This window comes from Thermomonas paludicola (assembly GCF_024498955.1).
GTDB classification, from domain to species: domain Bacteria; phylum Pseudomonadota; class Gammaproteobacteria; order Xanthomonadales; family Xanthomonadaceae; genus Thermomonas; species Thermomonas paludicola.
Genome location: NZ_CP093311.1, coordinates 1,134,142 through 1,160,921 on the forward strand (window position 1 = coordinate 1,134,142; position 26,780 = coordinate 1,160,921).

Annotated in this window: 25 protein-coding genes and 4 tRNA genes; 27 read left to right on the forward strand and 2 right to left on the reverse strand. The window is 66.2% G+C overall.

The genetic code is table 11. The features are described from left to right. Window positions 1–121: 121 nt before the first annotated feature. Window positions 122–976, reverse strand: coding sequence for a CAF17-like 4Fe-4S cluster assembly/insertion protein YgfZ (gene ygfZ, locus LIW09_RS05325; protein ID WP_425507916.1), 855 nt, complete (start codon window positions 974–976; stop codon window positions 122–124). Window positions 977–1,016: 40 nt separating this feature from the next. Between ygfZ and LIW09_RS05330 the strand changes: the two genes are divergently transcribed. The 25 genes from LIW09_RS05330 to LIW09_RS05450 all read left to right on the forward strand — a co-directional run bounded on the left by LIW09_RS05330 (window position 1,017) and on the right by LIW09_RS05450 (window position 23,416). Further along, the gene (locus tag LIW09_RS05330) at window positions 1,017–1,205 is read left to right on the forward strand and encodes a DUF1674 domain-containing protein (protein WP_256646919.1); all 189 of its coding nucleotides are present in this window, start codon (window positions 1,017–1,019) and stop codon (window positions 1,203–1,205) included. 35 nt (window positions 1,206–1,240) lie between these two features. Next, the gene (gene sdhC, locus LIW09_RS05335; RefSeq protein WP_256646920.1) at window positions 1,241–1,636 is read left to right on the forward strand and encodes a succinate dehydrogenase, cytochrome b556 subunit; all 396 of its coding nucleotides are present in this window, start codon (window positions 1,241–1,243) and stop codon (window positions 1,634–1,636) included. After that, on the forward strand, window positions 1,633–2,028 hold the full coding sequence (gene sdhD, locus LIW09_RS05340) for a succinate dehydrogenase, hydrophobic membrane anchor protein (protein ID WP_256646921.1): 396 nt from the start codon (window positions 1,633–1,635) through the stop codon (window positions 2,026–2,028). The genes sdhC and sdhD overlap by 4 nt, the downstream gene beginning before the upstream one ends. 6 nt (window positions 2,029–2,034) lie before the next feature. Continuing rightward, entirely contained in the window at window positions 2,035–3,822 is a 1,788-nt protein-coding gene (sdhA, locus tag LIW09_RS05345; RefSeq protein ID WP_256646922.1) for a succinate dehydrogenase flavoprotein subunit, read from the forward strand. 89 nt (window positions 3,823–3,911) lie between these two features. Beyond that, window positions 3,912–4,694 (forward strand): succinate dehydrogenase iron-sulfur subunit, encoded by a 783-nt coding sequence (locus tag LIW09_RS05350; protein WP_256646923.1) that lies wholly within the window; start codon window positions 3,912–3,914, stop codon window positions 4,692–4,694. A gap of 47 nt (window positions 4,695–4,741) precedes the next feature. Beyond that, entirely contained in the window at window positions 4,742–4,939 is a 198-nt protein-coding gene (locus tag LIW09_RS05355) for an FAD assembly factor SdhE (protein ID WP_256647152.1), read from the forward strand. A 34-nt stretch (window positions 4,940–4,973) separates the two neighbouring features. After that, entirely contained in the window at window positions 4,974–5,339 is a 366-nt protein-coding gene (locus LIW09_RS05360) for a hypothetical protein (RefSeq protein WP_256646924.1), read from the forward strand. Between the two features lie 23 nt (window positions 5,340–5,362). Beyond that, window positions 5,363–6,607, forward strand: coding sequence for a lipoprotein-releasing ABC transporter permease subunit (locus LIW09_RS05365; RefSeq protein WP_256647153.1), 1,245 nt, complete (start codon window positions 5,363–5,365; stop codon window positions 6,605–6,607). Then, entirely contained in the window at window positions 6,600–7,292 is a 693-nt protein-coding gene (gene lolD, locus LIW09_RS05370) for a lipoprotein-releasing ABC transporter ATP-binding protein LolD (protein WP_256646925.1), read from the forward strand. Before LIW09_RS05365 ends, lolD begins: the two co-directional genes overlap by 8 nt. Window positions 7,293–7,364: 72 nt before the next feature. Continuing rightward, window positions 7,365–9,794: a DNA internalization-related competence protein ComEC/Rec2 gene (locus LIW09_RS05375; RefSeq protein WP_256646926.1), complete on the forward strand. Its 2,430-nt coding sequence runs from the start codon at window positions 7,365–7,367 to the stop codon at window positions 9,792–9,794. A gap of 18 nt (window positions 9,795–9,812) precedes the next feature. Continuing rightward, entirely contained in the window at window positions 9,813–10,442 is a 630-nt protein-coding gene (locus LIW09_RS05380; protein WP_338064837.1) for a MotA/TolQ/ExbB proton channel family protein, read from the forward strand. 12 nt (window positions 10,443–10,454) lie between these two features. Further along, window positions 10,455–10,892 (forward strand): ExbD/TolR family protein, encoded by a 438-nt coding sequence (locus LIW09_RS05385; RefSeq protein ID WP_256646927.1) that lies wholly within the window; start codon window positions 10,455–10,457, stop codon window positions 10,890–10,892. Then, window positions 10,889–12,640, forward strand: coding sequence for a lipid A export permease/ATP-binding protein MsbA (gene msbA, locus LIW09_RS05390; RefSeq protein WP_256646928.1), 1,752 nt, complete (start codon window positions 10,889–10,891; stop codon window positions 12,638–12,640). Before LIW09_RS05385 ends, msbA begins: the two co-directional genes overlap by 4 nt. Then, the gene (gene lpxK / locus LIW09_RS05395) at window positions 12,637–13,683 is read left to right on the forward strand and encodes a tetraacyldisaccharide 4'-kinase (protein WP_256646929.1); all 1,047 of its coding nucleotides are present in this window, start codon (window positions 12,637–12,639) and stop codon (window positions 13,681–13,683) included. The genes msbA and lpxK overlap by 4 nt, the downstream gene beginning before the upstream one ends. A gap of 13 nt (window positions 13,684–13,696) precedes the next feature. Further along, on the forward strand, window positions 13,697–14,476 hold the full coding sequence (kdsB, locus tag LIW09_RS05400; RefSeq protein WP_256647154.1) for a 3-deoxy-manno-octulosonate cytidylyltransferase: 780 nt from the start codon (window positions 13,697–13,699) through the stop codon (window positions 14,474–14,476). A gap of 4 nt (window positions 14,477–14,480) precedes the next feature. Beyond that, window positions 14,481–14,948 carry a low molecular weight protein-tyrosine-phosphatase gene (locus LIW09_RS05405; protein WP_256647155.1) on the forward strand — a complete coding sequence of 156 codons (468 nt, stop codon included), beginning with the start codon at window positions 14,481–14,483 and terminating at the stop codon, window positions 14,946–14,948. Between the two features lie 19 nt (window positions 14,949–14,967). Continuing rightward, window positions 14,968–16,836 carry an excinuclease ABC subunit UvrC gene (gene uvrC / locus LIW09_RS05410; RefSeq protein WP_256646930.1) on the forward strand — a complete coding sequence of 623 codons (1,869 nt, stop codon included), beginning with the start codon at window positions 14,968–14,970 and terminating at the stop codon, window positions 16,834–16,836. Window positions 16,837–16,845: 9 nt separating this feature from the next. Next, entirely contained in the window at window positions 16,846–17,442 is a 597-nt protein-coding gene (gene pgsA / locus LIW09_RS05415) for a CDP-diacylglycerol--glycerol-3-phosphate 3-phosphatidyltransferase (protein ID WP_256646931.1), read from the forward strand. Between the two features lie 23 nt (window positions 17,443–17,465). After that, window positions 17,466–17,541: transfer RNA gene (locus tag LIW09_RS05420), tRNA-Gly, on the forward strand. Window positions 17,542–17,667: 126 nt separating this feature from the next. Next, a tRNA-Cys gene (locus LIW09_RS05425) sits at window positions 17,668–17,741 on the forward strand. Between the two features lie 57 nt (window positions 17,742–17,798). Beyond that, window positions 17,799–17,885 (forward strand) — tRNA-Leu (locus tag LIW09_RS05430). 18 nt (window positions 17,886–17,903) lie between these two features. Then, on the forward strand, window positions 17,904–19,544 hold the full coding sequence (locus LIW09_RS05435; protein WP_256646932.1) for an FMN-binding glutamate synthase family protein: 1,641 nt from the start codon (window positions 17,904–17,906) through the stop codon (window positions 19,542–19,544). Between the two features lie 34 nt (window positions 19,545–19,578). Beyond that, window positions 19,579–20,484, forward strand: coding sequence for a sulfate adenylyltransferase subunit CysD (gene cysD / locus LIW09_RS05440; RefSeq protein WP_256646933.1), 906 nt, complete (start codon window positions 19,579–19,581; stop codon window positions 20,482–20,484). Continuing rightward, entirely contained in the window at window positions 20,484–22,370 is a 1,887-nt protein-coding gene (gene cysN, locus LIW09_RS05445) for a sulfate adenylyltransferase subunit CysN (RefSeq protein WP_256646934.1), read from the forward strand. The genes cysD and cysN overlap by 1 nt, the downstream gene beginning before the upstream one ends. Window positions 22,371–22,543: 173 nt before the next feature. Continuing rightward, window positions 22,544–23,416: a diguanylate cyclase domain-containing protein gene (locus tag LIW09_RS05450; protein WP_256646935.1), complete on the forward strand. Its 873-nt coding sequence runs from the start codon at window positions 22,544–22,546 to the stop codon at window positions 23,414–23,416. A 94-nt stretch (window positions 23,417–23,510) separates the two neighbouring features. Here the strand turns inward: LIW09_RS05450 and LIW09_RS05455 are convergent. Continuing rightward, window positions 23,511–23,585: transfer RNA gene (locus tag LIW09_RS05455), tRNA-Val, on the reverse strand. A gap of 158 nt (window positions 23,586–23,743) precedes the next feature. Here LIW09_RS05455 and LIW09_RS05460 point away from each other — a divergent pair. Together LIW09_RS05460 and LIW09_RS05465 are read left to right on the forward strand one after the other, a co-directional pair. After that, window positions 23,744–24,466 (forward strand): polysaccharide biosynthesis/export family protein, encoded by a 723-nt coding sequence (locus LIW09_RS05460; protein WP_256646936.1) that lies wholly within the window; start codon window positions 23,744–23,746, stop codon window positions 24,464–24,466. A gap of 21 nt (window positions 24,467–24,487) precedes the next feature. Further along, a complete protein-coding gene (locus LIW09_RS05465; RefSeq protein ID WP_256646937.1) occupies window positions 24,488–26,779 on the forward strand; it encodes a GumC family protein in 2,292 nt (763 codons plus the stop codon). Window position 26,780 lies beyond the last annotated feature (1 nt).

Sequence of the window (26,780 nt, forward strand, 5' to 3'; positions counted from 1 at the left end):
ACCCCGATGACGCCGGTAACGGCCGCTGCCAAGTTTTATACATCAGGTGGATGGCTTCGGGCGGGCCAATGTCGCGATTTGTCGCTCGGTGCGCAGTCCCAGGCTCGGCGACTGGCTTGAGTCAGCGCGCCAGGCCGCCGGCCAGTGGGCGTTCGCGCACGGGCGTGCCACCGCTGGACAACGGCGCATCGCCGCGCTCCAGCGGCAGCACCGCCAGCGCAAGGGTGCCAACGCTGCTCACCACGGTACCCAGCGCGCGCGCGCCATCGCCCACCTCGGCGCCAGCGGCCAGCGCGGTGTCGGTGTCGAGCAAGGCCAGCCCGCGCTTGGCCTGGCCCAGGAAGTGCGTGCGGGCCACGATTTCCTGCCCGGGATAGCAGCCTTTTTTGATACTGAAAGCGCGCAGTCGTTCCAGCGACAACTGCTGCGGCGTCCATTGTCCGGTCTGGTCCATCGGCAAGTGCGGCAGGCCGTGGCGGAGATCACTGGCCAGCCATCGGGCGAGGTCTTCGGCATCCGTTGCGGCGGGCTGCGTGTCGATCCACAGCTGGCGTGGATCGGCGTCGCCCGACAGGTCCAGCTCGATCCTGTCGCCGGCATGCGCCATGCTTGCCGCAGCGGCCTGCGCGGGCGGCGAAAAACAGCCACCCACGCGCAGGTCGTCGCGAACGTCCAGGCTCACCTTGCTGCGAAACACGTAGCGCCGCAGTTGTTCGGCCAGCGCTGCGGCATTGCCGTCTGGCAGCAGCAGCCACAGCGTTTGCGCATCCAGGCGAAGCAGGGCGAACAGCGCGATCACGCGGCCTTTGGGCGTCAGCCAGCCGCTCCACTGCCATTGGCCGTCGCCAAGCGCAGCCACGTCATTCATGAATTGCGCCTGTGCAAATGCCTGTGCGTCGCGCCCGGTCATGGCAAGCACGGCATGGTCGGGCAGGGCAAATTCGCGTGTTGGTGCGGTGTGTGGCTTGTCGTGCATTGGCTGCGGGACGTACACTTGACCGATAGTGAGCGCATCGATGATAAGCCAATCCCATCCCACGGCAGAGCCCGTGCCCGAAGCGACCTCGCTTCCGGCGCCCTCCACGGCAGCAGCGGTACCGGCGATTTCAGGGAGCGCACTGGCTCCTGAATTTGGCGGCCGCGAGGGCCTTGAGCCAACCCGTTACGGGGATTGGGAAAAGAACGGCCGCTGCATCGACTTTTGATCCCACGCGGCTTTGCCGCCCAACCGGAGAGCCCCATGGCGACCCGCGAACGCCCGCTGTCTCCGCACTTGCAGGTCTATCGCAAGCAAGTGCAAATGATGACTTCCATCACCCATCGCGCCACCGGCATCTGCCTTGCCGCGGGGGCGCTGGGCCTTGTTTGGGGCCTGCTTGCGCTCGCCGGCGGAGCCGAACACTGGGCCGGTTTCGTGGCCTGCGCAGGCTCGCCGATCGGGCTGCTGGTGCTGTTCGGCTTCAGCTGGTCGCTGGCCTACCACCTGATCAACGGCATCCGTCACCTGGTGCAAGACACCGGGCTGGGTTTTGCCATCCCGGATTTCATCCGCAGCAGCTGGATTTCCGTCATCGGCAGCGTGGTGTTGGTGGTACTGGCCTGGGGCATCGTGCTGATGCGCGGGGGGCAGGCATGAGCAGCAATTCGAACGACCTGCGCACGCCCTTGAAGCACGCACGCGGGCTGGGATCGGCGAAAGACGGCACCGGCCATTTCATCTGGCAGCGGGTGACCGCGATTGGCGTCCTCCTGTCCGGCCTGTGGCTGCTGGGCACGCTGTTGACCTTGCGCACCGTCGAGTACGGCTATCTCCGCGCGCTGGTGGCTGACCCGATCAACGCCACGGTCCTGGTGGCGTTCCTGATCTGCGCGTTCTGGCACGCCAAGATGGGCCTGCAGGTGGTCATCGAGGATTACGTGCATACGCCGCTGACGGCAGGCGTTGCCCATCTGGCCAATATTTTTGTCTGCGCCTTGGCGGCTATCGCCGGCGTGCTTGCGGTGCTGCGCATCGCGCTTGGGAGCTGATTTTCGATGTCTGCCTACAAGATCACCGAACACAAGTACGACATGATCGTGGTCGGCGCCGGCGGCGCCGGCCTGCGCGCCACCTTCGGCCTGGCCGAGAAGGGCCTGAAGACCGCCTGCATCAGCAAGGTGTTCCCGACCCGCAGCCATACCGTGGCGGCGCAGGGCGGCATCGCCGCTGCGCTGGGCAACATGGGCGAGGACAACTGGCGCTTCCACTTCTACGACACCGTGAAGGGCGGCGACTGGCTGGGCGACCAGGACGCCATCGAATACATGTGCAAGAACGCGCCAGCGGCGGTGATCGAGCTGGAGCATCAGGGCGTGCCGTTCTCGCGCACTGAAGACGGCCACATCTACCAGCGCCCGTTCGGCGGCATGACCACCCATTACGGGCAGGGCACCGCGCAGCGCACCTGCGCGGCGGCCGACCGCACCGGCCACGCCATGCTGCATACGCTGTACCAGCAGGCGCTGGCGCACGATGCCACGTTCTTCATCGAATATTTCGCGATCGACCTGGTGTTCGACGCGGACGGCGCCTGCCGTGGCGTGCTGGCGCTGGACATGGCGGAGGGCACCCTGCACCTGTTCCGCGCGCAGGGCGTGGTGCTGGCCACCGGCGGCTACGGCCGTGCCTATTTCAGCGCGACCTCGGCGCATACCTGCACCGGCGACGGTGGCGGCATGGTGCTGCGCGCCGGCTTGGCGCTGCAGGACATGGAGTTCGTGCAGTTCCATCCCACCGGCATCTACGGCGCCGGCTGCCTGATTACCGAGGGCGTGCGCGGCGAGGGCGGCTATCTCACCAACTCGCAGGGCGAGCGCTTCATGGAGCGTTACGCGCCCAGCGCCAAGGACCTGGCGTCGCGCGACGTGGTCAGCCGTGCGATCACCATCGAAATCCGCGAAGGCCGCGGCGTGGGCGAGCACAAGGACCATGCTTATCTGAACCTGATGCACCTCGGCCCCGAGGTCATCCATGAGCGCCTGCCCGGCATCGCCGAGTCGGCGCGCATTTTCGCGGGGGTGGATGTCACCAAGCAGCCGATCCCGATCCTGCCGACCGTGCACTACAACATGGGCGGCATCCCGACCAACTACCACGGCGAAGTGGTGCAGAAGAAGGGCGAGGACAACGACGCGGTGGTGCAGGGCCTGTACGCGATTGGCGAAGCGGCCTGCGTCTCGGTGCACGGCGGCAACCGGCTGGGTTCCAACTCGCTGCTCGATTTGGTGGTGTTCGGTCGTGCGGTGGCGCATCGCTGTGCCGACACCATCAAGCCGGATGCGCCGCACAAGGAATTGCCGGCAGATGCGCTGGACAAGGCGCTGGCCCGTTTCGACCGCCTGCGCAACGCCAACGGCGAGCTGTCCACCGCGCAGATCCGGTTGGACATGCAGCGCACCATGCAGGCCGATGCCGCGGTGTTCCGTACCGGCGACACGCTGAAGGAAGGCTGCACCAAGATCGACAAGGTGCACGCGTCGTTCGAGCAGGTGCACGTCAGCGATCGTTCGCTGGTGTGGAACTCCGACCTGATCGAGACGCTGGAGCTGTCCAACCTGCTGGATCAGGCGGTGGCCACCATGCATTCGGCGGAACAGCGCACGGAAAGTCGCGGCGCCCATGCGCGCGAGGACTTCCCTGATCGCAACGACGCCGAGTGGATGAAGCACACGCTGGTGACGGTGGACGAGGGGGGCAAAACCGCTTTCGACTTCCGTCCGGTGCATTTGTACACCTTGACGGACGAAGTCGACGTGGTGCCACCCAAGAAGCGGGTGTATTGATCCGCGCAGGCGCGGCGCAAGCCGCGGCCAGGAACAACGCAAGAGGGCGTCGCGCTTGACGCCGCGCCCACACAAGCAGGAATCGCGAGATGGCTGAATTCACCCTCCCGAAGAACTCGAAGATCCAGAAAGGCAAGCACTTTCCGGCCCAGGGTGCGAAGAACACGCGCACCTTCAAGATCTATCGCTGGAGCCCGGATGTCGACCAGAACCCGCGCACGGACACCTACGAGGTGGACCTGGACAAGTGCGGGCCGATGGTGCTGGACGCGCTGATCAAGATCAAGAATGAAGTCGATCCCACGCTGACCTTCCGCCGTTCCTGCCGCGAGGGCATCTGCGGTTCGTGCGCGATGAACATCGACGGCACCAATACGCTGGCCTGCATCTGCGCCATTGAGAGCTGCGGCAAGAGCGAGGTTCCCGTCTACCCGCTGCCGCATATGCAGGTGGTGAAGGACCTGGTGCCGGACCTGACCCATTTCTACGCGCAGCACGCCAGCATTCGCCCGTGGCTGCGCACGCAGACGCCGGCGCCGCCGGATCGCGAACGGTTGCAGACGCCGGATGACCGCAAGAAGCTCGATGGCTTGTACGAGTGCATCCTGTGCGCCTGCTGCAGCACGGCGTGCCCCAGCTACTGGTGGAACGGTGACCGTTACCTCGGCCCGGCGATCCTGCTGCAGGCCTACCGCTGGATCGTGGACAGTCGCGACGAGGACACCGGCACGCGCCTGGACGAGCTGGAAGACCCGTTCAAGCTGTACCGCTGCCACACCATCATGAACTGCACGCGAACCTGCCCGAAGGGGTTGAATCCGGCCAAGGCCATCGCCGAGATCAAGAAGCTGATGGTGGCGCGCAAGGTGTGAGCGACGAAGCCGAATTCCGGAAGCTGCGCTGGCGCTGCCGGCGCGGCATGCGTGAGCTCGACCAGCTGCTGGAACGCTGGCTGGATCGCGCGTGGCGGCAAAGTCCTATCGCGCAACGGGATGCTTTCCTGCGGCTGCTGGACAGCGAAGACGACAAACTCTGGCGCTGGTTCCTTGGCCACGAGTCGCCGGACGATGCAGAACTCAGCGCACTGGTCGAACGCATCCGCTGCCTGCAGGATTGACTGGCGCCCATCGCGCGTTTGCACCCTCGCCTTGATGGCGTTGGCGCTGCTGGCGCCGCTGTCGCTGTTTGCCACCGACTTGCCACCCGCGCCGACGTGGCTGGGGGCAGCGCTGGCGTGTGCCTGCGGCCTGCGTTCGGCGCGCGCGTATGCCCGCCTGCCGCGGTGTTCGCTGCGGATCGTGCCGGGTGCGACGGCGCAGTGCGATGGCGAACCAATGGACGCACTGCGGGTGCAGTGGCGCGGGTCGCTGGCATTCATGGCATGGCGTGATCGCCAGGGGCGCGTGCAGCGTCGGGTATGGTGGCCGGATGTGCTGGATGCGGCGCGGAGACGTGAACTGAGGCTGGCCATGCAGCGCTTCGAGACTGCATTGAGGACGGCATCGGTGGCAGGATAGCCCGTCACCTTGAAGGCGCCATGATGTTCAAACCCGTCCCCGTCGCCATCGGCCTGCGTTATCTGCGCGCCAAACGCCGCAATGGTTTCATTTCCTTCATCTCGTTGGCCTCGATTCTTGGCATCGCGCTCGGGGTGACCGCGCTGATCACCACCTTGGCGGTGATGAGTGGTTTCCAGAAGGAAATCCGCGACCGCATGCTGGGCATGGCGGCGCATGCCACGGTCAGCGGCTACGGCGAACCGTTGCAGGACTGGCAGCATGCGGTGCAGGTGGCGATGCGCGATCCGCGCGTGGCCGGCGCCGCGCCCTACATCGAAAAAGAGGCACTGATTTCCGGCAGCAACAACCAGCCGGCAATGCTGCGGGCGGTGGTGCCCAGTGAAGAAGACAAGGTGTCGGTGCTGGGCCGGAAGATGGTGCAGGGCACGCTGGCGCAACTCACGGCAGGCAGTTTCAACATCGTGCTGGGCCGCGAACTGGCGCTGTGGCTTGGCGTGGGCGTGGGTGACGATGTCATCGTGACCTTGGCCGATTTCCGCAGCACTCCGCTCGGGGGCGTGCAGACGATGAAGCGTTTCAGGGTCAGCGGCGTGTTCGAGGCGGGCTACAACGAATTCGACAAGGGGTTGGCAGTGGTCAATCTTGCCGACCTGCAGCGCGTGCTGCGGATGGGCGAAGGAGTCACCGGCGTGCGCCTGCGGCTGCATGACATGGACCAGGCGTTTGCGGTCGGGCGTGACCTCGCGATGCGGCTCAAGGGCCCCTATCGGGTCACCGACTGGAGTGAGGAAAACGCCAACCTGTTTCGCGCACTGAAGATGGAGAAGACGGTGATGGCGATCCTGCTGTCGCTGATCATCGCGATGGGTGCATTCAACCTGGTGTCCTCGCAGGTGATGCTGGTGACCGACAAGCAGGCCGACATCGCGATCCTGCGCACCCTGGGCCTGACGCCCGCGCAGGTGATGAACGTGTTCATGGTGCAGGGCAGCCTGATCGGCATCATCGGCACGCTGACCGGGGTGATCGGCGGCATCGCGCTGACCCTCAATCTCGACCATATCCTGAAGGGTGTCGAGCGGGTGTTCGGCATCCAGCTGATGCCGGAGGATGTCTATTACATCACTGGCCTGCCCACCGACCTGCAAGCCAGCGACGTCATCACCATCGCCTGCGTGGCGCTGGCGATGGCCTTTGTCGCCACCCTGTATCCGGCGTGGCGCGCGGCGCGCACGGCGCCGGCGGAGGCGCTGCGCTATGAGTGAAGTGATTCGTGCCGAACGGCTCGGCAAGACCTATGCCGAAGGCAAGCTGCACACGCCGGTATTCGATGGCCTGGACATCAGCGTGTCGGCGGGCGAAACCGTGGCCATTCTCGGCGCATCGGGTGCCGGCAAGAGCACCCTGCTGCACCTGCTGGGTGGTCTGGACGTGCCCAGCGCCGGTGAGGTGTATGTCGCGGAACAGCGAATGAGCGCGCTTTCGGATGCGCAGCGTGGTCGCTTGCGCAATCGTGCACTGGGCTTCGTTTACCAGTTCCATCACCTGCTGCCGGAATTCACCGCGCTGGAAAACGTGATGATGCCGGTGCTGTTGGCTGGCCGGCCCACCGCCGAGGCACAGCAGCGCGCACAGGGTTTGCTGGAATCGGTTGGCCTTGGCCATCGTCTGCAGCACAAGCCCGGCGAGCTGTCCGGCGGCGAGCGTCAGCGCGCCGCGGTGGCGCGTGCGCTGGTCAACAATCCCGCCTGCGTGCTGGGCGACGAGCCCACCGGCAATCTCGACGAGAAGACCGCTGGCAATGTCTTCGCGCAGATGCTCGAACTCAATCGGGCGCAGGGCACCAGTCTGGTGCTGGTCACCCATGATCGTCGATTGGCACGGCGGCTGGACCGGGTGCTGGAACTGCGCGAAGGGCGGCTGCACGCGCTGGCTGCGGCGGACGTCTGAGCGGAAATCCCTGACCCGGCGGCGGGTCGCCCGCCGATGGTGGCGACCGCCGCAAATGCCGATCCTGCCTGCATGGCAGCAGACATCCCGATTCCGCGCAGGGCTTGGCTGGCACGGCTCGACTGGGCCGGTTCCATCCATCCGGCCCCCACCCTGTTCGGCCCGCTCTGTGCGCTGGCCCTGCTGGCGGGCGTCGGGCTTTGCCTGCTGCTGCCCGCGCTGCCGTCACTCGTCACCTTGCGGGCCTTGCTGGCCTCCGGGTTGGCCCTGGCCTGGCGTGGCCGTGCCCTGCGCCCGTTTGGCGTGCTGCTTGCCGGGCTGGCGTTTGCCGGGCTGCAGGCTGGTGCGGCGCTGGACGCGCAGTTGCCACAAGGGTTGCAGGGCAAGCCGCTGGCCGTGCAGGGACGTATCTCGGGCCTGCCAGTGCATGACATCCAGCGTAGCGGGTTCGAGTTGCTGGTCGATGACGATGCGGTGCAGCCGGGCGCGCTGCGCGGCAAAACCGTTCGCCTGAGCTGGTATGAGCACGACCCGACCCGGCGAATGCGCCTGCGGGCCGGCAGTCGCTGGGCGTTCCAGGTGCGCCTGCGCGCGCCGCGCGGGTTGCGCAACCCCGGTGGCAGCGATGCCGAGAAGTACGCACTGGCGGCGCGCATCGCCGCTTCCGGTTTCGTGTTGGATCCCGCAGCGGCCAGACCGCTGGCCGCGCCGGCGGGCGTTGATGCGTGGCGCGAGCGGATGAGCCAGCGCATCGCGCATGCGGTGCCGGGCAAGGCGGGCGGCTATGTGCAGGCGCTGGCGCTGGGGGACACCCGGGCGCTGGATGCGATCGACTGGGCGCGCCTGCGCGCGGCCGGGTTGACCCATCTGATTGCCATTTCCGGGTTCCACGTGGGGCTGGTGGCCGGCTTTGTCGCGCTGGTGTTCGCTGCGCTGTGGTGGTTGTGGCCAACGCTGGGGCACTGGCTGCCGCGCCCCTTCGCGGCCGGTGCGGGGGCGTTGATCGGGGCGTTTGGCTATGCGGCGTTGACCGGCATGGCGGTGCCGACCCTGCGCACTGCGGTGATGATCGCGGTGTTGGTAGCTGCCCGCTGGCTGCGCCGACGCCAGCGCATGGCCGATGCCTTGGCGCTGGGCTGCATCGTGTTGCTGCTGCTGGATCCGCTGGCGGTGCTGGGGGCGGGATTCTGGCTCAGCTTCGCCGGCGTGGCATGGCTGCTGTGGTGTCTGCCGGAAGGCGATGGCAAGAGTGTGGGGCCGATGGTGCGTGGCTTTCTGGCGGCGCAGGCCGTGGCCAGCCTTGGCCTGCTGCCGTTGACCGTCGTGCTGTTCGGGCAGGCGTCGTTGGCCGGGCCGGTGGCCAATCTGGTTGCGGTGCCATGGTGGAGCCTGGTCGTGGTGCCGTTGAGCTTGCTGGGCGTGCTTGCAGAAACGCTGCATGCAGGCCTGGGGCAATGGTTCTGGCAGGCTTCGGCGTGGTGCTTCGAGCTGCTGTGGCCCGCGCTATGCCGGATCGCCGACAGTCCGCTGGCCATGGCGTGGTTGCCGGAGTCTGGCTGGTACGCGCTGCCGCTGGCGTTGCTGGGCGCCTTCTGGCTGTTGCTGCCGCGCGGTCTGCCGGGGCGCTGGCTGGCACTGCTGCTGTGGTTGCCGCTGCTGTACCCGGCGCGCGAGCTGCCGCAACGGGGCGAGGTGGAGTTGACCGTGATCGATGTCGGCCAAGGGCTGTCGGTGCTGGTGCGCACGGCGCATCACAGCCTGCTGTACGACATGGGGCCGGCGCTGCCGGATGGATTCGATGCCGGTGAGCGCGCGGTGATCCCGGCGTTGCACGCACTTGGCGTTTCCCGCCTGGATGCAGGGGTGATCAGCCACGGCGACAATGACCACGCCGGCGGCAGGCAGGCGGTCGCCGCCGTGTTTCCGATGCCGCTGGTACTGGCCCCAGAAGGCAGCCCGGCGGCTGGCAATGCGTTTTGCCGGGCAGGGCAGACGTGGCAATGGGATGGGGTGCGCTTCCGCATCCTGCATCCTGCAGACGGGTTTCCGTATCTGGGCAACGAGGCCGCCTGCGTGCTGCGCATCGAAACCGCGCATGGCAGCGCGCTGCTGACCGGCGATATCGGGCAGTACGTCGAGCGCAAGCTGCTGGCCGAACAGCCGGCGCAGCTGCGCAGCGATGTGATCGTGGTGGCGCATCATGGCAGCGCGGGATCTTCTGCCCAGGCATTCGTGGCCGCGACCGGCGCGCGCCTGGCGCTGGTGTCGACAGGAGCAGACAACCGCTTCCGGCATCCGCGCGCGGAGGTCGTCCGGCGCTGGTGCGCGGCGGGAGCGGAAGTGCTGGATACATCCCGATCGGGGGCGATGCGGGTGTGGCTGGCGCGCACGGGCCTGCAGCTGCGGGAACGCAGGGCGGATCGGCCAAGGCTGTGGGACGCCGTGCGCAGGCGCGGGGAAACGGCTGGGCTATGCTACGCGCCGGAGTTTTTGCGGCCATGAGGGCCGGAGGATCAACCCGTGTTGGAACTGATCAAGGCCGGAGGCTGGCCAATGATTCCGCTGCTGCTGCTGACAGTGGCGGCCTTGGCGATCGTGGTGGAACGCTTCTGGAGCCTGCGCCGCGAGCGCGTGCTGCCTCCCGGGCTGGGCGAGGAGGTGCGTGCCTGGGTGGCGAGTGGCAAGCCGCTGGAGCAGGCGCATATCGAATCGCTGCGCGCCACGTCGCCGCTGGGCGCGTTGCTGGCGGCGCAGCTGGACGTGCGACTGCGCGGGCGCGAGGTCATGCGCGAGCGGGTGGAAGACGTGGGCCGTCATCTCGTCCATCGCATGGAGCGCTACCTCAATGCACTGGGGACGATTGCTGCGGCCGGGCCGCTGCTGGGCCTGTTCGGCACCGTGGTGGGCATGATCCAGATGTTCCTGGGCATCTTGGACCACGGCATCGGCGATGCCAACCAGCTTGCCGGGGGCATCGGCAAGGCGCTGGTTTGCACCGCCACCGGCATGGTCGTGGCGATCCCGGCACTGGCGTTCCACCGTTACTTTCGTGGCCGCATCGCCAGCTACATCGTGGACATGGAGCACGAGGCAATGCGGCTTTCGGACGCACTGGGCGACCCATCCGGCATGACCCGCAAGAAGCACTGAAGGCGATCTGGAATGCGCATCCGCGACCATCGCGACGACGACACGCCGGACATCAACCTGATCCCGTTGATTGACGTATTGCTCTGCCTGCTGATTTTCTTCGTGGTGACCACGACATTCGACGCGCGCTCGGTGCTCAAGCTGGAACTGCCGCGCGCCGATGGCCAGCCGGCCGACTCGCAGGCGCAGCCCCTGGGAATCCTGATCAGCGCGGACGGGCACTACTTCGTGGGCGACCGCGAGTTGTTGCGCAACGACATGGAGTCGTTGAAGCAGGCCCTGCGCGAGGTGGCGGGCGATGACCGCCAGCGCACCGTGCTGATTCGCGCGGATGCGCGCACGCCGTGGCAGGCCGTGGTGACCGCCTACGAAGCGCTGGGCCAGCTCGGCTTCCGGCGCGTCGCCAATGCCACTGCACCGCAAGTCCCTGTGGCGGGGGGTGGCCCATGACCGGCGGCGTTTCACCGTGGATGATTTATCGGCGCCTGCTCGGCTTCACCCAACCCTATCGCAGCGTGTTGCTGGTGGCGCTGGTCGGGCTGCTGCTGGAGGGCGCGGCGGCCGGTGCGTTCGGGATGCTGACCAAGCCGATGGTCGACGAGACCTTCGTCCGCCACAACACGCACTTCAGCTTGCTGCTGCCGTTGGCGATCATCGGCATCTTCGTGGTGCGCGGGGTGGCGGGCTATCTGAGCGACCTGTACATGGCCAAGGCCGGGCGCGGCATCGCCCGCGACATGCGGGTGGGGGCGATGGGCAAGTATCTGCGCCTGCCGGGGTTGCGCTTCGATGCCGAGCCTGTGCCTTCGATGCTGGTGCGGCTCGGGTCCGACAGCGACCAGGTGGCGCAAGCGGCGATTGATTCGGCCAAGGTGATGCTGCAGCAGTCGCTGCAGGTGGTGGTGATGCTGGCGGTGATGCTGTACGCCAGCTGGCGCGTGACGTTGGTGGTGCTGCTGCTGGCGCCGGCCATCGCCTGGATGATGGACAAGGTGGGGCGGCGCTATCGGCGCTATGGTCATTTGGTGCAGGAAAGCGCGTCCGGGCTGATGTTGTCGGCCGACCAGGCGCTGTGCAACCAGCAGGAAGTGAAAATCTATGGCGCGCAGGGCGTGGAAATGCACCGCTACGCGGCGCAGGCCGACGAATACCTGCGGCTCAACCTGAAAGTGGAAGCCACCCGCAGCATCTCGTCTGCGGTGGTGCAGCTCACCGGTGCGGTGGGGTTGGCGCTGCTGCTGTATTTCGCCGGGCATGAGGCGATGGCGGGGCGTTTGAGCGCAGGCGGCTTCGTGCAGCTGATGATCGCGATGCTGGCGGTCATCCCGGCGCTGAAGCAGCTGACCAACGTGCAGGGCATGCTGCAGCGCGGGATCGTCTCGGCCGAGCGCCTGTTCACCGTGCTCGATGCCGACGACGAAGCCGATGCCGGAACCCGCCCGCTGGTTCGCGCGCGCGGGTTGCTGGAGTTCCGCGACGTGCAGGCGCGCTATCCGGGGCAGACGCGGCCGGCGCTATCGGGCATCAGCTTCTGCGCCCGTCCCGGCACGGTGACGGCCATCGTCGGGCGTTCCGGCAGCGGCAAGTCCACGCTGGTCAAGCTGATCCCGCGGTTCTACGAGCCTGCCTCCGGGCAGGTGCTGCTGGATGGCCATCCATTGCACGACTATGCGCTGGCGGATCTGCGCCGGCAGCTGGCGATGGTCGGGCAGCAAGTCATGCTGTTCGACGGCAGCGTGGCCGAGAACGTGGCGTATGGCGAGTTGCAGCAGTCCATGGCGGGCACGGTGGCGGGCGCGCTGCACGCGGCCAACGCCATGGAATTCGTCGGCCAGCTCGACGGCGGGATGGATGCCCACATCGGGGTCAAGGGCGGCAAGCTGTCGGGCGGTCAGCGCCAGCGTCTGGCAATCGCCCGCGCCATTCTGAAGGACGCGCCGGTGCTGATTCTGGATGAAGCCACTGCCGCACTGGACAACGAGTCCGAGCGGCTGGTCCAGGACGCGCTGGCCAAGCTCATTCCCGACCGCACCACCCTGGTCATTGCCCATCGCCTGTCCACCATCGAGCACGCCGACCAGGTGCTGGTGCTGGACGAGGGGCGGTTGGTGGAGCAGGGCACGCATGCCGAGCTGTTGGCGCAGGGCGGCCTGTACGCGCACCTGCATGCGATGCAGTTCCGCGAGGTGGGCGCTTGAGTCGTCCGCGGCTGTCGCAGGCCCCCGCATGGTGGTTCGACGGCAGTACCCCGCCGCTGTGGTCGCGCGCCGTCGCGCTGCTGTATGCCGGCGTGGTGGCGCTGCGCCGGCTGGCTTATCGCCGCGGGCTGTTGCGGTCGCGGCATGTCGGCGTGCCGGTGGTGGTGGTGGGAAACCTGGTCGCCGGCGGCAGCGGCAAGACGCCGCTGGTCATCGCGCTGGTGCAGCGTCTGCGCGCCGAGGGCTGGACGCCTGGCGTCGCCAGTCGCGGCCATGGCCGCAAGGACATGCGGGTGGCGCGCTGGGTCGAGCCCGGCATGGACGCTGCCGGAACCGGTGATGAGCCACTGCTGATCGCCCAGGCCACCGATGCAAGGGTGCGCGTGGATCGTGATCGCGTGGCGGCGGCCGAGGCATTGGCAGCGGCCGGTTGCGACATCGTGGTGTGTGATGACGGGCTGCAGCACTATCGGTTGGCGCGTGATGTCGAAATCGAAGTGCAGGACGCGCGCAGGCGTTACGGCAATGGCCGTTTGCTGCCGGCAGGGCCACTGCGCGAACCGCTGGAGCGGGCGGCAGACTGCGCGTTTCGGGTGATCAACCAGGGTGCGCTGGACGCAGCTGCCGCTGTTGCCGGGTCTGGCAGCAGCGAATGGCCGATGTGGCTGGGCGTCGATGCGCTGCAGCCGCTGGCCGGCGGACGATCGCTGCCGCTGCATGCGTTTGCCGGGCAGCGCGTGCACGCGGTGGCGGGCATCGGCGAGCCCGAGCGGTTTTTTTCGATGTTGCGCGGCGCGGGGCTTGCGGTGGTGCCGCATGCGTTTCCCGATCACCATGCCTACGTGCCTGCGGAACTGGACTTCGGCAGTCCATTGCCGGTGCTGATGACCTCGAAAGATGCCGTGAAGTGCGCCGGGTTTGCCACGCCGCAGGCGTGGGCGGTGCCGGTTTCGGCGCAATTGCCGGATGCATTCTGGACGGCGTTGCTGGCACGGCTGCCGGCCTTGAAATCCTGGACGCCCGGGGACGGGCTTCGGCGATAATGCCCGCATGAGCCTGCCCGATTTCATCGTCGCCATTCCCGCACGCCATGCCTCCACGCGCCTGCCCGGCAAGCCGCTGTGCACCATTGGCGGCGTGCCGATGGTGCTGCACGTGGCACGTCGGGCGCTGGACGCCGGTGCGCGTGAAGTGTGGGTGGCAACCGACGACGACCGCATCGTGCAGGCGCTGGCGGGCAGCGGCGTACAGGTGGCGATGACCGCGCCTGGACATGCCTCAGGCACCGATCGTTTGGCCGAATGCGCGCGCATTGCAGGCTGGGCGGACGACGTCATCGTGGTCAACCTGCAGGGCGACGAGCCGTTTGCGCCGGCCGATGGCATTGCCTGCGTGGCGCGTGCCGTGGCCGACAGCGCGGCCGGCATTGCCACGCTTGCCGCGCCAATCGATGACATCGGCACATTGCTGGATCCCAATGCAGTGAAGGTGGTGCGGGCCGACAGCGGCGATGCGCTGTATTTCAGCCGGGCGCCGGTGCCATGGCCGCGCGATGCATTTGCCCGCGACCGCAGCGCCATGCCTGGCGGGCAATGGCTGCGGCATATCGGCATCTACGGCTATCGTGCTGGCGCACTGCGCGCATTCGCGGCGCTGCCGCCGGGCCGGCTGGAGTGCGTCGAGTCACTGGAGCAACTGCGCGCGCTGGAGGCGGGCTGGCGGATCGCAGTGGCGCTGGCGCCATCCCCCTTCCCGCCGGGCGTGGATACGCCAGAGGACCTGGCGCGCGCGGAACGCATTTTCATGGAACGACAGTCAGGGAGCGACCGTGGCTAGGCCAATCGGTATTTTGATGGTGTGCCTGGGCAATATTTGCCGTTCGCCCACGGCGGAAGGCGTGCTGCGGGCACGCCTGCAGCAGGCCGGGTTGGACGAACGCGCGCGGGTGGACTCGGCCGCCACCGGCAATTCGCATTTGGGGCATCCGCCGGACGAGCGTGCCATCGCTTGCGCGGCCAGGCACGGCATCGATATCTCGGCGCAGCGTGCACGCCGGCTGGCGCTGGAGGATTTCGACGAATTCGACGTGATCCTGTGCGCAGATCGCACCATCCTGCACGACGCGCGCATCCGCAAGCCGCGCACTGCGCATGCCCAGGTTGAACTGCTGCTGGACTGGGGCGGGCTGGGCAAGAAAGACGTGCCCGATCCGTACACCGGCAGCAGCCGTGATTTCGAGCATGCGTTCAAGTTGATCGATGCGGCGGCTTCCGGGATCGTCGAGCGGGTTCGGCAAGGTCGTTTCTAGGCGGCGCGGGGCGCCAGGCATGGGAAGTCGCAACGCACAGCCAGCGGGTTTCGACGGCCGCGCTTACGCCGCCGCACTGCCCACGGTGCCGGGCGTGTACCGCATGCTGGATGCCGACGATGGCGTGTTGTACGTCGGCAAGGCGCGTGCATTGCGCAATCGCGTTGGCAGCTATTTCAACGCCACGCCGAAGTCGTCGCGGATCATGGCGATGCTGGCGCAGGTGGCGCGCATGGAGGTCACGGTCACCCGCAGCGAGGCCGATGCGCTGCTGCTGGAAAACCAGCTGATCAAGTCGCTCAAGCCGCGCTACAACGTGCTGCTGCGGGACGACAAGAGCTATCCCTACGTGTTGCTGACGAAGGAGCAGTGGCCGCGCCTGGGCCTGCATCGCGGGCCACGTTCGCAGCCAGGGCGGTACTTCGGGCCGTATCCCAGCGCGGTCGCGGTGCGCGAGACGCTGAACCTGATGCAGAAGCTGTTCCGCCTGCGCAGTTGCGAGGACAGCGTGTTCAACAACCGCAGCCGGCCCTGCCTGCAATACCAGATCGGGCGTTGCAGCGCGCCCTGCGTGGGCCTCATCGATGCGGCCGACTATGCCGAATCGGTGCGCCGCGCCACGCTGTTCCTGGAGGGGCGCAGCGATGAGCTGACCGGCGAGCTGGAGCAGACGATGCTGGCCGCCAGCGCGGCGCTGGAATTCGAGCAGGCCGCCCGCCTGCGCGACCTCATTGCCGGCATTCGCAAGCTGCAGACGCGCCAGTTCGTGGACGGGCGCAGCGCCGACCTCGACGTGCTGGCGGTGGCGCAGCAGGGGGCGGCGGCCTGCGTGCTGCTGCTGGCCTTCCGCGACGGCCGCAATCTCGGCACCCGCGCGTTCTTCCCGAAAACAAATGGCGAGGCGGGCGCGGATGAGGTGCTTGCCGCCTTCGTCTCGCAGTATTACGCCGAGCAGCCGCCGCCTGGCGAGATCGTGCTGGACCACGACATCCCCGAGCGCGAGATGATCGAACAGGCGCTGTCGGAACATGCGGGCCGAAAGATCGAATTGCGCACGCATGTGCGCGGCGAACGCGCGGCCCATCTGGACCTGGTGCGACGCAATGCGCAGCTCACGCTGGCGACCGAGTTGGCCAGCAGCAGTGCGCAGCAGGCCCGCGTCGAGGCGCTCCGCGACCTGCTGGGCTTGGCAGGGGCGCCAGCGCGGATCGAATGCTTCGATATCAGCCACACCATGGGTGAGGCGACGGTTGCGTCCTGCGTGGTGTTCGATGCGCAGGGCCCGGTGCGCAAGCAATACCGGCGATACAACATCACCGGGATCGAGCCTGGCGACGACTATGCGGCCATGCATCAGGCGTTGCAGCGACGCTTCCGCCCCGCCGCCGAGGGCGCTGTCGATGCGGTGTTGCCCGATGTGTTGTTGATCGATGGCGGCGCCGGGCAGGTGGCGCAGGCACGTGAGGTGCTTGCCGATGCGGGCATCCATGACGTGGTGCTGGTGGGCGTGGCCAAAGGGCCCGCGCGCAAGCCGGGCGACGAGACCCTGCTGTTGCCGGACGGCAGCGAGGCCCGGCCGGGTGCGGCGTCGCCTGCATTGCAACTGGTGCAGCAGGTGCGCGACGAAGCGCACCGGTTTGCCATCACCGGGCACCGCGGGAAACGGCAGAAAACGCGTTCCACCAGCCGGCTGGAAGACATTGCCGGCATCGGCCCGCGTCGCCGTTCGGCGCTGTTGCGGCACTTCGGCGGGCTGCCGGGGTTGAAGGCGGCGCCGGTGGACGATATCGCGCGGGTGGACGGCATCAACCGCGCGCTTGCCCAGCGCATCTGGGACAGCCTGCACGGGGTGACGCCCGATGCCGCCATGGACGAAAGCGACAAGTAGAATGCCCGCATGACCCTGACCGTTCCCACTTGGCTGACCCTGGCGCGCATCGCCCTGATTCCGGTGTTGGTGGGCGTGTATTACCTCGATCATCGCTGGACCAACATCGCGGCCACGGCGGTATTCGTGCTGGCCTCGATCACCGACTGGCTGGACGGCTGGATCGCGCGTCGCTACCAGCAGTTTTCGAAGTTCGGCGCGTTTCTGGACCCGGTGGCAGACAAGCTGATGGTGTCCACCGCACTGGTCATCACCGTGCAGCACCACCACACCGTGTGGATGGCGCTGTGGGCCAGCGTGATCATCGGCCGCGAGATCGCCGTGTCGGCATTGCGCGAGTGGATGGCCGAACTCGGCATGCGCGCCAAGGTGGCGGTGGCGATGGTGGGCAAGGTCAAGACCACGGTGCAGATGATCGCGCTGGGCTTCCTGCTGTATCGCGAACCGTTGCTCGGCATCCCGGTGTTTCAGGTCGGCGAATGGCTGTTGGCCGGTGCCGCAATGTTGACGTTGTGGTCGGGTTTCGAGTATGTGCGCGCGGCGTGGCCGGCGCTGGCGGCGGATGATGAAAAAAATGGTGCGGGGAGTGTTGACAGCCTGAAATGAACCCGTAGAATGGCGGGCTCAACGCGGGAATAGCTCAGTTGGTAGAGCACGACCTTGCCAAGGTCGGGGTCGCGAGTTCGAGTCTCGTTTCCCGCTCCAGTTTCATGCAAGCCCCGCTCGCGGGGCTTTGTTTTTTCCGGAACCAGTTCCGGGTGTATTCGGATGCATCCCGTGTCGCTTCCAGGGACGGGATGTGGAAGAATCCGAAGCGCAAAAACGTCATCCGGCCGGGTGGCAGAGTGGTTATGCAGCGGACTGCAAATCCGCGTACGCCGGTTCAATTCCGACCTCGGCCTCCAATTCAAGAACCGCGCTTCGGCGCGGTTTTTTCTTGTCTGTCGTAAGCTAGGCGGCAAGCCTGGGTGGCGAAACCGGTAGACGCATCGGACTTAAAATCCGCCGGCCGCAAGGCCATGAGGGTTCGAGTCCCTCCCCAGGCACCAGGGTTTCCAGGAGGTGCCATGTCTCGTTATTCCGCCTACGTCGCCAGCATCGTCCTGGCCGTGGTCTCGGTATCGCTGGCAACGTGGCATCCGCACTGGTGGTGGGGCGTGGCGGTGTTCGCCGGGTTGGCGCTGGTGGGCACGGCCGACCTGATGCAGAACAAGAGCACGTTGCGCCGCAACTATCCGCTGCTCGCGCACTTCCGCTACGGGCTGGAAACCATCGGCCCGGAAATCCGCCAGTACTTCATCCAGTCCGATACCGCCGAAGTGCCGTTCTCGCGCCAGCAGCGCGCGCTGGTGTACCAGCGTTCCAAGCATGCCAACGACGTGCGCCCGTTCGGCACGCTGCAGGATGTGTACGGGATGGATTACGAATGGATCAACCATTCGATCGCGCCGGCTGAAATCGCCGAGCACGACTTCCGCATCGTCATCGGCGCCGAGACCGCGCAACCCTATTCGGCCAGCGTGTTCAACATCTCGGCGATGAGCTTCGGCGCGCTGTCGGCGGCGGCGATTCGTGCGCTGAACGCGGGCGCACGGCGCGGCGGCTTCTACCACGACACCGGCGAAGGCTCGATTTCGCCGTATCACCGCGAAGCCGGCGGCGACTTGGTGTGGGAGCTGGGCTCCGGTTATTTCGGTTGCCGCAACCAGGACGGCAGCTTCAGCGATGAGCGCTTCATCGCCCAGGCGCGCACGCCGCAAGTGAAGATGATCGAAATCAAGCTCTCGCAGGGTGCCAAACCGGGTCACGGTGGCGTGCTGCCAGCGGCCAAGCTGAGCGCTGAAATTGCCGCCACCCGTGGCGTGCCGATGGGCGTTGACTGCGTTTCGCCCTCCAGGCACTCGGCGTTTTCCACGCCGCTGGAGCTGCTGCAGTTCGTTGCCCGCTTGCGTGAAATGTCCGGTGGCAAGCCCACCGGTTTCAAGCTGGCCATCGGCCATCCCTGGGAGTGGTTCGGGATCGCCAAGGCCATGCAGGAGCATGCCTCGTCGGAGCCCAGCCTCCTGCCCGACTTCATCGTGGTCGATGGTGCGGAGGGAGGCACCGGCGCGGCGCCTGCGGAATTCGTGGATCACGTCGGCGTGCCGCTGAACGAAGGGCTGATGCTGGTGCACAACACCCTGGTCGGCCTGAATTTGCGCGGGCGGGTCAAGGTCGGCGCGGCCGGGAAAATCACCAGCGCCTTCGACATCGCGCGCGCATTGGCGATGGGGGCAGACTGGTGCAACGCGGCGCGCGGCTTCATGTTTGCGCTGGGCTGCATCCAGTCGCTCAGCTGCCATACCAACCGCTGTCCGACCGGCATCACCACCCAGGATCCCACCCGCTGGAAGCACTTGGACGTGCCCGACAAGTCGGCCCGGGTCGCGGAGTTCCACGACAACACCCTGCGCGCACTGCGCGACTTGCTGTGCGCTGCCGGGCTCTCGCATCCGGAACAGTTGGGGCCCGAGCACATCATGCGCCGCGTGTCGCCGTTCGAAGTGCGCTCGCTGGCGGCCTTGTTCAGCTACCTGCGGCCCGGGGAGTTGCTGGACGGCAACATGCCCGACCATGCCGTGTTCCAGGATTTCTGGAAGACCGCGCGCAGCGATGCCTTCATGCCACCTGCGCATGTCCTGAGGCTGCGGGACAGCAAGCTCACCTGATACGCTGCGCAGCCCGGGTTGCTGCTTTTTTTCCTTGAATACCGACCTCTCCCATCTCGATCGGCTTGAAGCCGAAAGCATCCACATCATTCGGGAAGTTGCCGCCGAATTCCGCAACCCGGTGTTGCTGTATTCCGTCGGCAAGGACAGCTCGGTGCTTCTGCATCTGTTGTTGAAGGCGTTCCACCCCGCGCGCCCGCCCATCCCGCTGTTGCACGTGGATACCGGCTGGAAGTTCCGCGAGATGATCGAATTCCGCGATCAGCGCGCGGCCGAGACCGGGGTGGTGCTGCACGTGTACAAGAACCCGGAGGGCATGGCGCAGGGCATTGGCCCGTTCACCCATGGCGCCACCGTGCATACCGACGTGATGAAGACCCAGGCGCTGAAGCAGGCGCTGGACATGTTCGCGTTCGATGCGGCCATCGGCGGCGCGCGCCGCGATGAGGAAAAGTCGCGTGCCAAGGAACGCATCTTCAGTTTTCGCAACGCACAGCACCGCTGGGACCCGAAGAGCCAGCGCCCCGAATTGTGGAACCTCTACAACGCGCGCATCCACAAGGGCGAATCGGTGCGTGCCTTCCCGCTGTCCAACTGGACCGAGCTCGACATCTGGCTGTACATCTTCCGCGAGAGGATCCCGGTGCCGTCGCTGTATCTGGCCGCCGAACGCCCGGTGGTGGAACGCGATGGCGCGCTGATCATGGTGGATGACGAGCGGCTGCCGCTTGCCGGGGGCGAGGTGCCAACGCTGCGGCGCGTGCGCTTCCGCACATTGGGATGCTATCCGCTGACTGGCGCCATTGAGTCCGAGGCCGATACGCTGGAAAAAATCATTGCCGAAATGCTGGTGGCAACCACCTCGGAGCGCCAGGGGCGGGTGATCGATCAGGATCCCTCCGCGTCGATGGAGAAGAAAAAGCAGGAGGGTTATTTCTGATGGAGCAGGCAATCGGGCAAGCGCAGGCAGCGGTCGCCGCCTATCTGCAGCAACACGAAACCAAGGGCCTGTTGCGCTTCATCACCTGCGGCAGCGTGGACGATGGCAAGAGCACCCTGATCGGGCGCCTGTTGCACGACACCCAAATGCTGCTGGACGACCAGGTCAGCGCGCTGGAAGCGGACAGCCGCAAGCACGGTACCCAGAACGGCGGGATCGACTTTGCGCTGCTGGTGGACGGCCTGGCCGCAGAGCGCGAGCAGGGCATCACCATCGACGTGGCCTACCGCTTCTTCGGAACCGAGCGACGCAAATTCATCGTGGCCGATTGCCCGGGCCACGAGCAGTACACCCGCAACATGGCCACGGGCGCGTCCACCGCCGATGTGGCGGTGGTGCTGGTGGATGCGCGCAAAGGCCTGCTCACCCAGACCCGGCGTCACAGCTACATCGTTCGCTTGCTGGGCATCCGCCGGGTCCTGCTGGCGGTCAACAAAATGGATCTGGTGGACTACCGCCAGGGCGTGTTCGACACCATCGCCGGGCAATATCGCGAGCTGGCGGCGCAGTTGGGCATCGAGCACGTGGATTGCATCCCGCTGTCTGCGCTGCGCGGCGACAACATGACCCAGCGTTCAGCGGCGATGCCGTGGTATGCAGGCCAGGCGCTGCTGGACTATCTGGAAACGGTGCCGCCGGATCCTGCGGGTGGCGATGCTGCGTTCTGCATGCCAGTGCAGTGGGTGTGCCGGCCCAGCCAGGATTTTCGCGGGTTTGCCGGCACCGTGGTGGCGGGACGAATCGCGCCGGGAGACGACATCGCGGTGCTGCCTTCCGGGCGGCGTTCGCGAGTGGCGCGGATCGTCACCGCGGATGGCGACCTGCCCGAGGCGGTGGAAGGGCAGGCGATCACGTTGACCCTGGCCGATGAAATCGACGCCAGCCGTGGCGACGTGCTCGCCAGCGCATCCAACCCGCCCGAAGTGGCCGATCAGTTCGCCGCCCACCTGCTGTGGATGGGCGACGAGCGCCTGCTGCCGGGGCGACCGTACCTGCTGAAGATCGGCAGCCGCACGGTGGGCGCGTCGATCACCGACATCAAGCACAAGGTGGACGTCAACACGCAGGAGCAGTTGGCGGCCAAACACCTGGAGCTGAATGAAGTCGCGTTTTGCAACTTGCACCTCGACCAGCCCATCCCGTTTGCCGCCTATGCAGACAATCGCACGCTGGGCGGCTTCATCCTGATCGACCGGCAGAGCAACGCCACCGTTGCCGCAGGCACGGTGGATTTCGCCCTGCGTCGCGCCGCCAACATCCATTGGCAGCACCTGGACGTGGACAAGGCCGTGCGCGCGCGGATCAAGCACCAGCAGCCGCGCTGCCTCTGGTTCACGGGCCTGTCCGGTGCCGGCAAGTCCACCATCGCCAACCTCGTGGACAAGAAGCTGCTGGCGATGGGCCGGCATGCCTACGTGCTGGACGGCGACAACGTGCGCCACGGCCTCAACAAGGACCTCGGATTTACCGACGAGGACCGGGTGGAGAACATCCGGCGCGTGGCCGAAGTGGCCAGGCTGATGGCCGACGCCGGGTTGATCGTGCTGGTGAGTTTCATCAGCCCGTTCCGTGCCGAACGCGAGATGGCACGGGCCTTGTTCGAGCCGGGTGAATTCCTGGAGGTGTACGTCGACACCGCGCTGGCAGAGGCCGAGCGGCGCGACGTCAAGGGGTTGTACGCCAAGGCCCGGCGAGGCGAATTGCGCAATTTCACCGGCATCGATTCACCCTACGAGGCGCCGGAGGCCCCCGAATTGCACCTGCATACCGCGACTGCCGACCCGGCGGCGCTGGCCGATGCGGTGGTCGCGGCGCTTCAGCTTTGATTCGGCATGCGCGAGCGGTTGCCTGATGTTGCATCATCGCGGCCCGCGCCGGCATGTGTGGCGCGCGTGAAGGCAAGGCCGGGCGTTGCAGGTAGTATCGAAATACAGGCCGCCATGACGCTGCCATCGACAGCTTGGATTTCCGGGCTGTGGTGCCGTTAACGTGACAGACCATGACCCCGAAACTGCCTCCCCTCGACGAGATGCTCGACCTGCTGCCTGACGCGGTCTGCGTGGTCGATCCGGAAGGTCGCTTCCTGTTCGTCAGCGCTGCATTCCAGCGCATCCTCGGCTACAGCCGCGGCGAAGTGCTGGGGCGCAGTGTTTTCGACATGATGCACCCCGATGACCGGGCGGCAACCCTGCAGCAGGCGGAGCAGGTGATGGCCGGCAAACTGCAACGCCACTTCCGCAATCGCTATCTCCACAAGGATGGCCACAGCGTCGATATCCAGTGGTCGGCGCGCTGGCATCCCGATCACGGCGTGCGGATTGCAGTCGCCCGCGAGGTGACCGAACTGCGCCGCGCGGAACGCGAGCTGGAGCATCTCGCCAGCCATGATTCGCTGACCGGCGTGCCCAACCGTCACCGCCTGCACTACGAGCTGCATCACGCGCTCATTCATGCCGAGCAGACCGGCAGCAACCTCGCACTGCTCTACCTGGACCTGGACGGATTCAAGGCGGCCAATGATCGTGGTGGCCATGGAATGGGCGACCGGGTGTTGCGCGAGGTTGCAAAACGCCTGCATGAAGGCATTCGGCAAGGCGATCTGATCGCGCGCATCGGCGGCGATGAATTCGTGGTCCTGCTGCCTGGATGCCACGATGTCGTGGCTGCCCGCAAAGTCGCCAATGCGTTGCGCGAGCGCTTGTTGGTGCCATTTGCACTGGCCGATGGCCCGCTGCATCTGGATGCCAGCATCGGGATTGCCTGTTACCCGACCGACGGGCGCGATGCCAATTCGCTGCTGGAACACGCCGACCAGGCGATGTATGCCGACAAGCGACAGCGCGTCACGCGCAGGGTGTCGGCGCTGGGATAGAGACCACGTGGAAGCATGCCGCGCTTCGATCACGGATTCCCGGCAACAAAAAACCCCGCCATTGCATGACGAGGTGCTTGGTGACGCCTGGATCTGGTGGGCGGTGCAGGGTTCGAACCTGCGACCCTTGCCGTGTGAAGGCAATGCTCTACCGCTGAGCTAACCGCCCGGGAAGCCGCGCATTTTACATGATTGCATTCAACAGGCAACGGTTTTTGCAATCATCGATGCAGTATGCGGCTGCGAATGGTGTGGCGGCCCGGATGCTCGGCTTGCACGCATCTGCAAGCGCCGCATAATGCGCGTTCCCCCGAAAGAGGATCGCGCATGCGCAACTGCCTGCGTTTCTTGTTGCTTCCGATGCTGTTGATGCTGTTGGTGGCCTGCGCCAGCGAGGGTGGTACGCACAACGGACCCCGCAGCGCTGTTGCCAATGCCGCCGGCACGCTGCCGCCGCCGGACACCACGGCTGCCTCGGGCGCCTACGAAGGCGCCACCGATTACCGCGTCGGCGCGCAGGACTTGCTGGAGATCAGCGTGTTCGGCGTGCAGGACCTGAACAAGGACGTGCGGGTCAATTCCAACGGCCAGATCTCGCTGCCGCTGATCGGCGCGGTGATGGCCGGCGGAAAGACCATCCCGGATCTGGAAGCGGAATTGGCCAGGAAGTACGCCGAGGGCTTCCTGCAGAACCCGCAAGTCAGCGTGTTCGTGAAGGAATATGCGAGCCAGCGGATCACGCTGGAAGGTGCCGTGGTCAAGCCGGGCATCTATCCCATCACCGGCAAGACCACGCTGCTGCAGGCGGTGGCGCTGGCGGGCGGCGTGGATGACAAGACCGCCGATCTCGCCGGCATCGTGCTGATGCGCCAGGTCCAGGGCAAGCGCATGGCGGCCGTGTACGACCTGCGGGCGGTGCGCCACGGTTCGGTGGAAGACCCGCAGCTGTACGGGGACGACATCATCGTGGTCGAAGCCTCCGGCTCCAAGACCGCATTCCGGCGCTTCATCGAAAGCGTGCCGGCGATCGGCATTTTCCGCTGGTTCTGACATATCAAGGATGATTGACGCATGAGCGATGAACAGTTGCCGGTGGGGCCGGCGGACGAGAATCCACGGCTGCCTGCCCGCGCCGACCGGAATGCCGTGCAAGTGATTGATCGGCGCCGCGGCGGCGGCACTGCGCTGTCGCTGGATCTGCATGAAGATCGGCGCGATGAGGACGAGATCGACCTGCTGAGCTACTGGCACGTCCTGGTCAAGCGCCGCCGATTGATCGCCAGCGTCCTTGCCGGCGTGGTGGCGCTGGCGCTGTTGATCACCCTCACCGCCACCCCGATCTATCGCGCCACCACCGTGCTGCAATTGGAGAAGGAAGGCATCCAGGTGGTGCAGGTGGACGGCATCCAGCCCGGCGGCGCGGGATGGGATCCGGACTTCCTGCAGACCCAATACGAATTGATCCGAAGCCGCGCACTGGCCGAGCGCGTGGCCAACGAGCTGAACCTCGACCAGACCGTACTGGATCGACTCAATGATCCAGGTTGGCTGGGCCGCATGCTGGCGTTGCTGCAACCCACGCAGAAGCAGGAGCAAAAAAAGCCGGCCGCCTCTGCAGCGCAGAGCACTGGCGAATTGCGCCATGCGGCGGATTTGATCCGGGCCGGGCTCAGCGTCGACCCCGTGCGCAACTCGAGGCTGGTCAACATCAGCTTCGACAGCCCTTCGCCGCAGTTCGCGGCGCGCGCGGCCAACGCCATCGCCGATGGCTACATCGCCTCGGGTCTTGAGCGCCGTTTCGGGGCATCGTCCTACGCCAAAACGTATCTGGAAGAGCAGCTCAAGCTGACCAAGGTCAAGCTGGAGGATTCCGAACGCAAGCTGGTGCAGTTCGCGCAGCAGGAAAACCTGGTGAGCACCGGCGAGCAGGGGCAGTCGTTGGCCGCGCAGAACCTGACCCAGCTCAATGCCGCACTGGCGGCGGCGCAGGACCAGCGCATCCGCGCGCAGGCGCGCTGGCAGCAAGCCTCCAGCGGGGCGATGCCGCCCGACATGATCGGCAACTCCAACATCCGCGTGTTGCAGCAACAGAAGGGGCAGTTGCAGGGGCAATACCAGCTCAAGCTGCAGACCTTCAAGGCGGACTATCCGGAGATGCTGCAGATCAAGAGCCAGATCGACGAGCTGGATCGCCAGATTGCGCAGGAGAAGGGCGGGGTACGCGCCTCGGTCAAGGCCGAGTACGACGCCGCAGCCGCGCAGGAACGGATGCTGATGGGGCAAATCGCCGCCTTGCGCACGCAGGCGCTGGACGTCGATGGCCGCAGCATCCAATACAACATCCTCAAGCGTGAGGTGGACACCAACCGCCAGCTCTACGACGGGCTGTTGCAGCGTTACAAGGAAGTCGGCGTGGCTGGCGATGTGCGTGCCAACAACATTTCCGTCATTGATCGTGCCGAAGTCCCGCGCGGCCGATTCAAGCCCAATCTGCTGCTCAACCTGGCCATTGGCCTGATGCTGGGTACCATGCTGGGCGTGCTGCTGGCGTTCCTGCTCGAATTCCTGGACGACACCATCAAGACCCCGGAAGACGTCGAGCAGAAACTCAAGCTGCCGGTGTTGGGCGTGATTCCCAAGTTGGGGCCGAAGGACAGCGTGGTCGATGCCTCGGCGAATACGCAATCGTCGTTCTCGGAAGCGTACCGATCAGTGCGCACGGCACTGCAGTTCGCCACCGACCACGGCGTGCCGAAAACCCTGCTGATCACCAGCAGTGGGCCCGGTGAAGGCAAATCCACGACCGCGCTGGCGCTGGCGCGCAACTTGACCCAGCTGGGCAAGCGAGTGCTGCTGGTCGACGCCGACCTGCGCAATCCGTCGTTGCACAAGACCCTCGGGCTGAAGGCGGAAACCGGCCTGAGCAATCTGCTGGCGGGCGCTTGTGCGTTCAATTCGGCGGTGCAGGTCGTGGACGAAGGGCGTCTGGACGTGATTCTGGCCGGCCCGTTGCCGCCCAATCCGGCCGAGCTGCTGTCCGGCTCCAAGCTGGTATCGCTGCTGACCGTCGGCGTGGAACGGTATGACCATGTCGTTATCGACGGCCCGCCGGTGCTGGGCCTGGCCGATGCCCCGATCCTGGCGAACGCGATTGACGGCACCCTGCTGGTGGTCAACAGCGCCAAAACCAAAATCAGTGCCGCCCAGTCCGCGCTCAAGCGCCTGCTCGGCGCCCGCGCCCGTATCGTGGGCTGCCTGCTGACCAAGTACGACGCGCGCACTGCTGGCTACGGTTATGGCTACGGCTATCGTTACGAGTCGTACTACGCCTATGGCGACAAGCCCAAATTGATCAAGGGTTGAG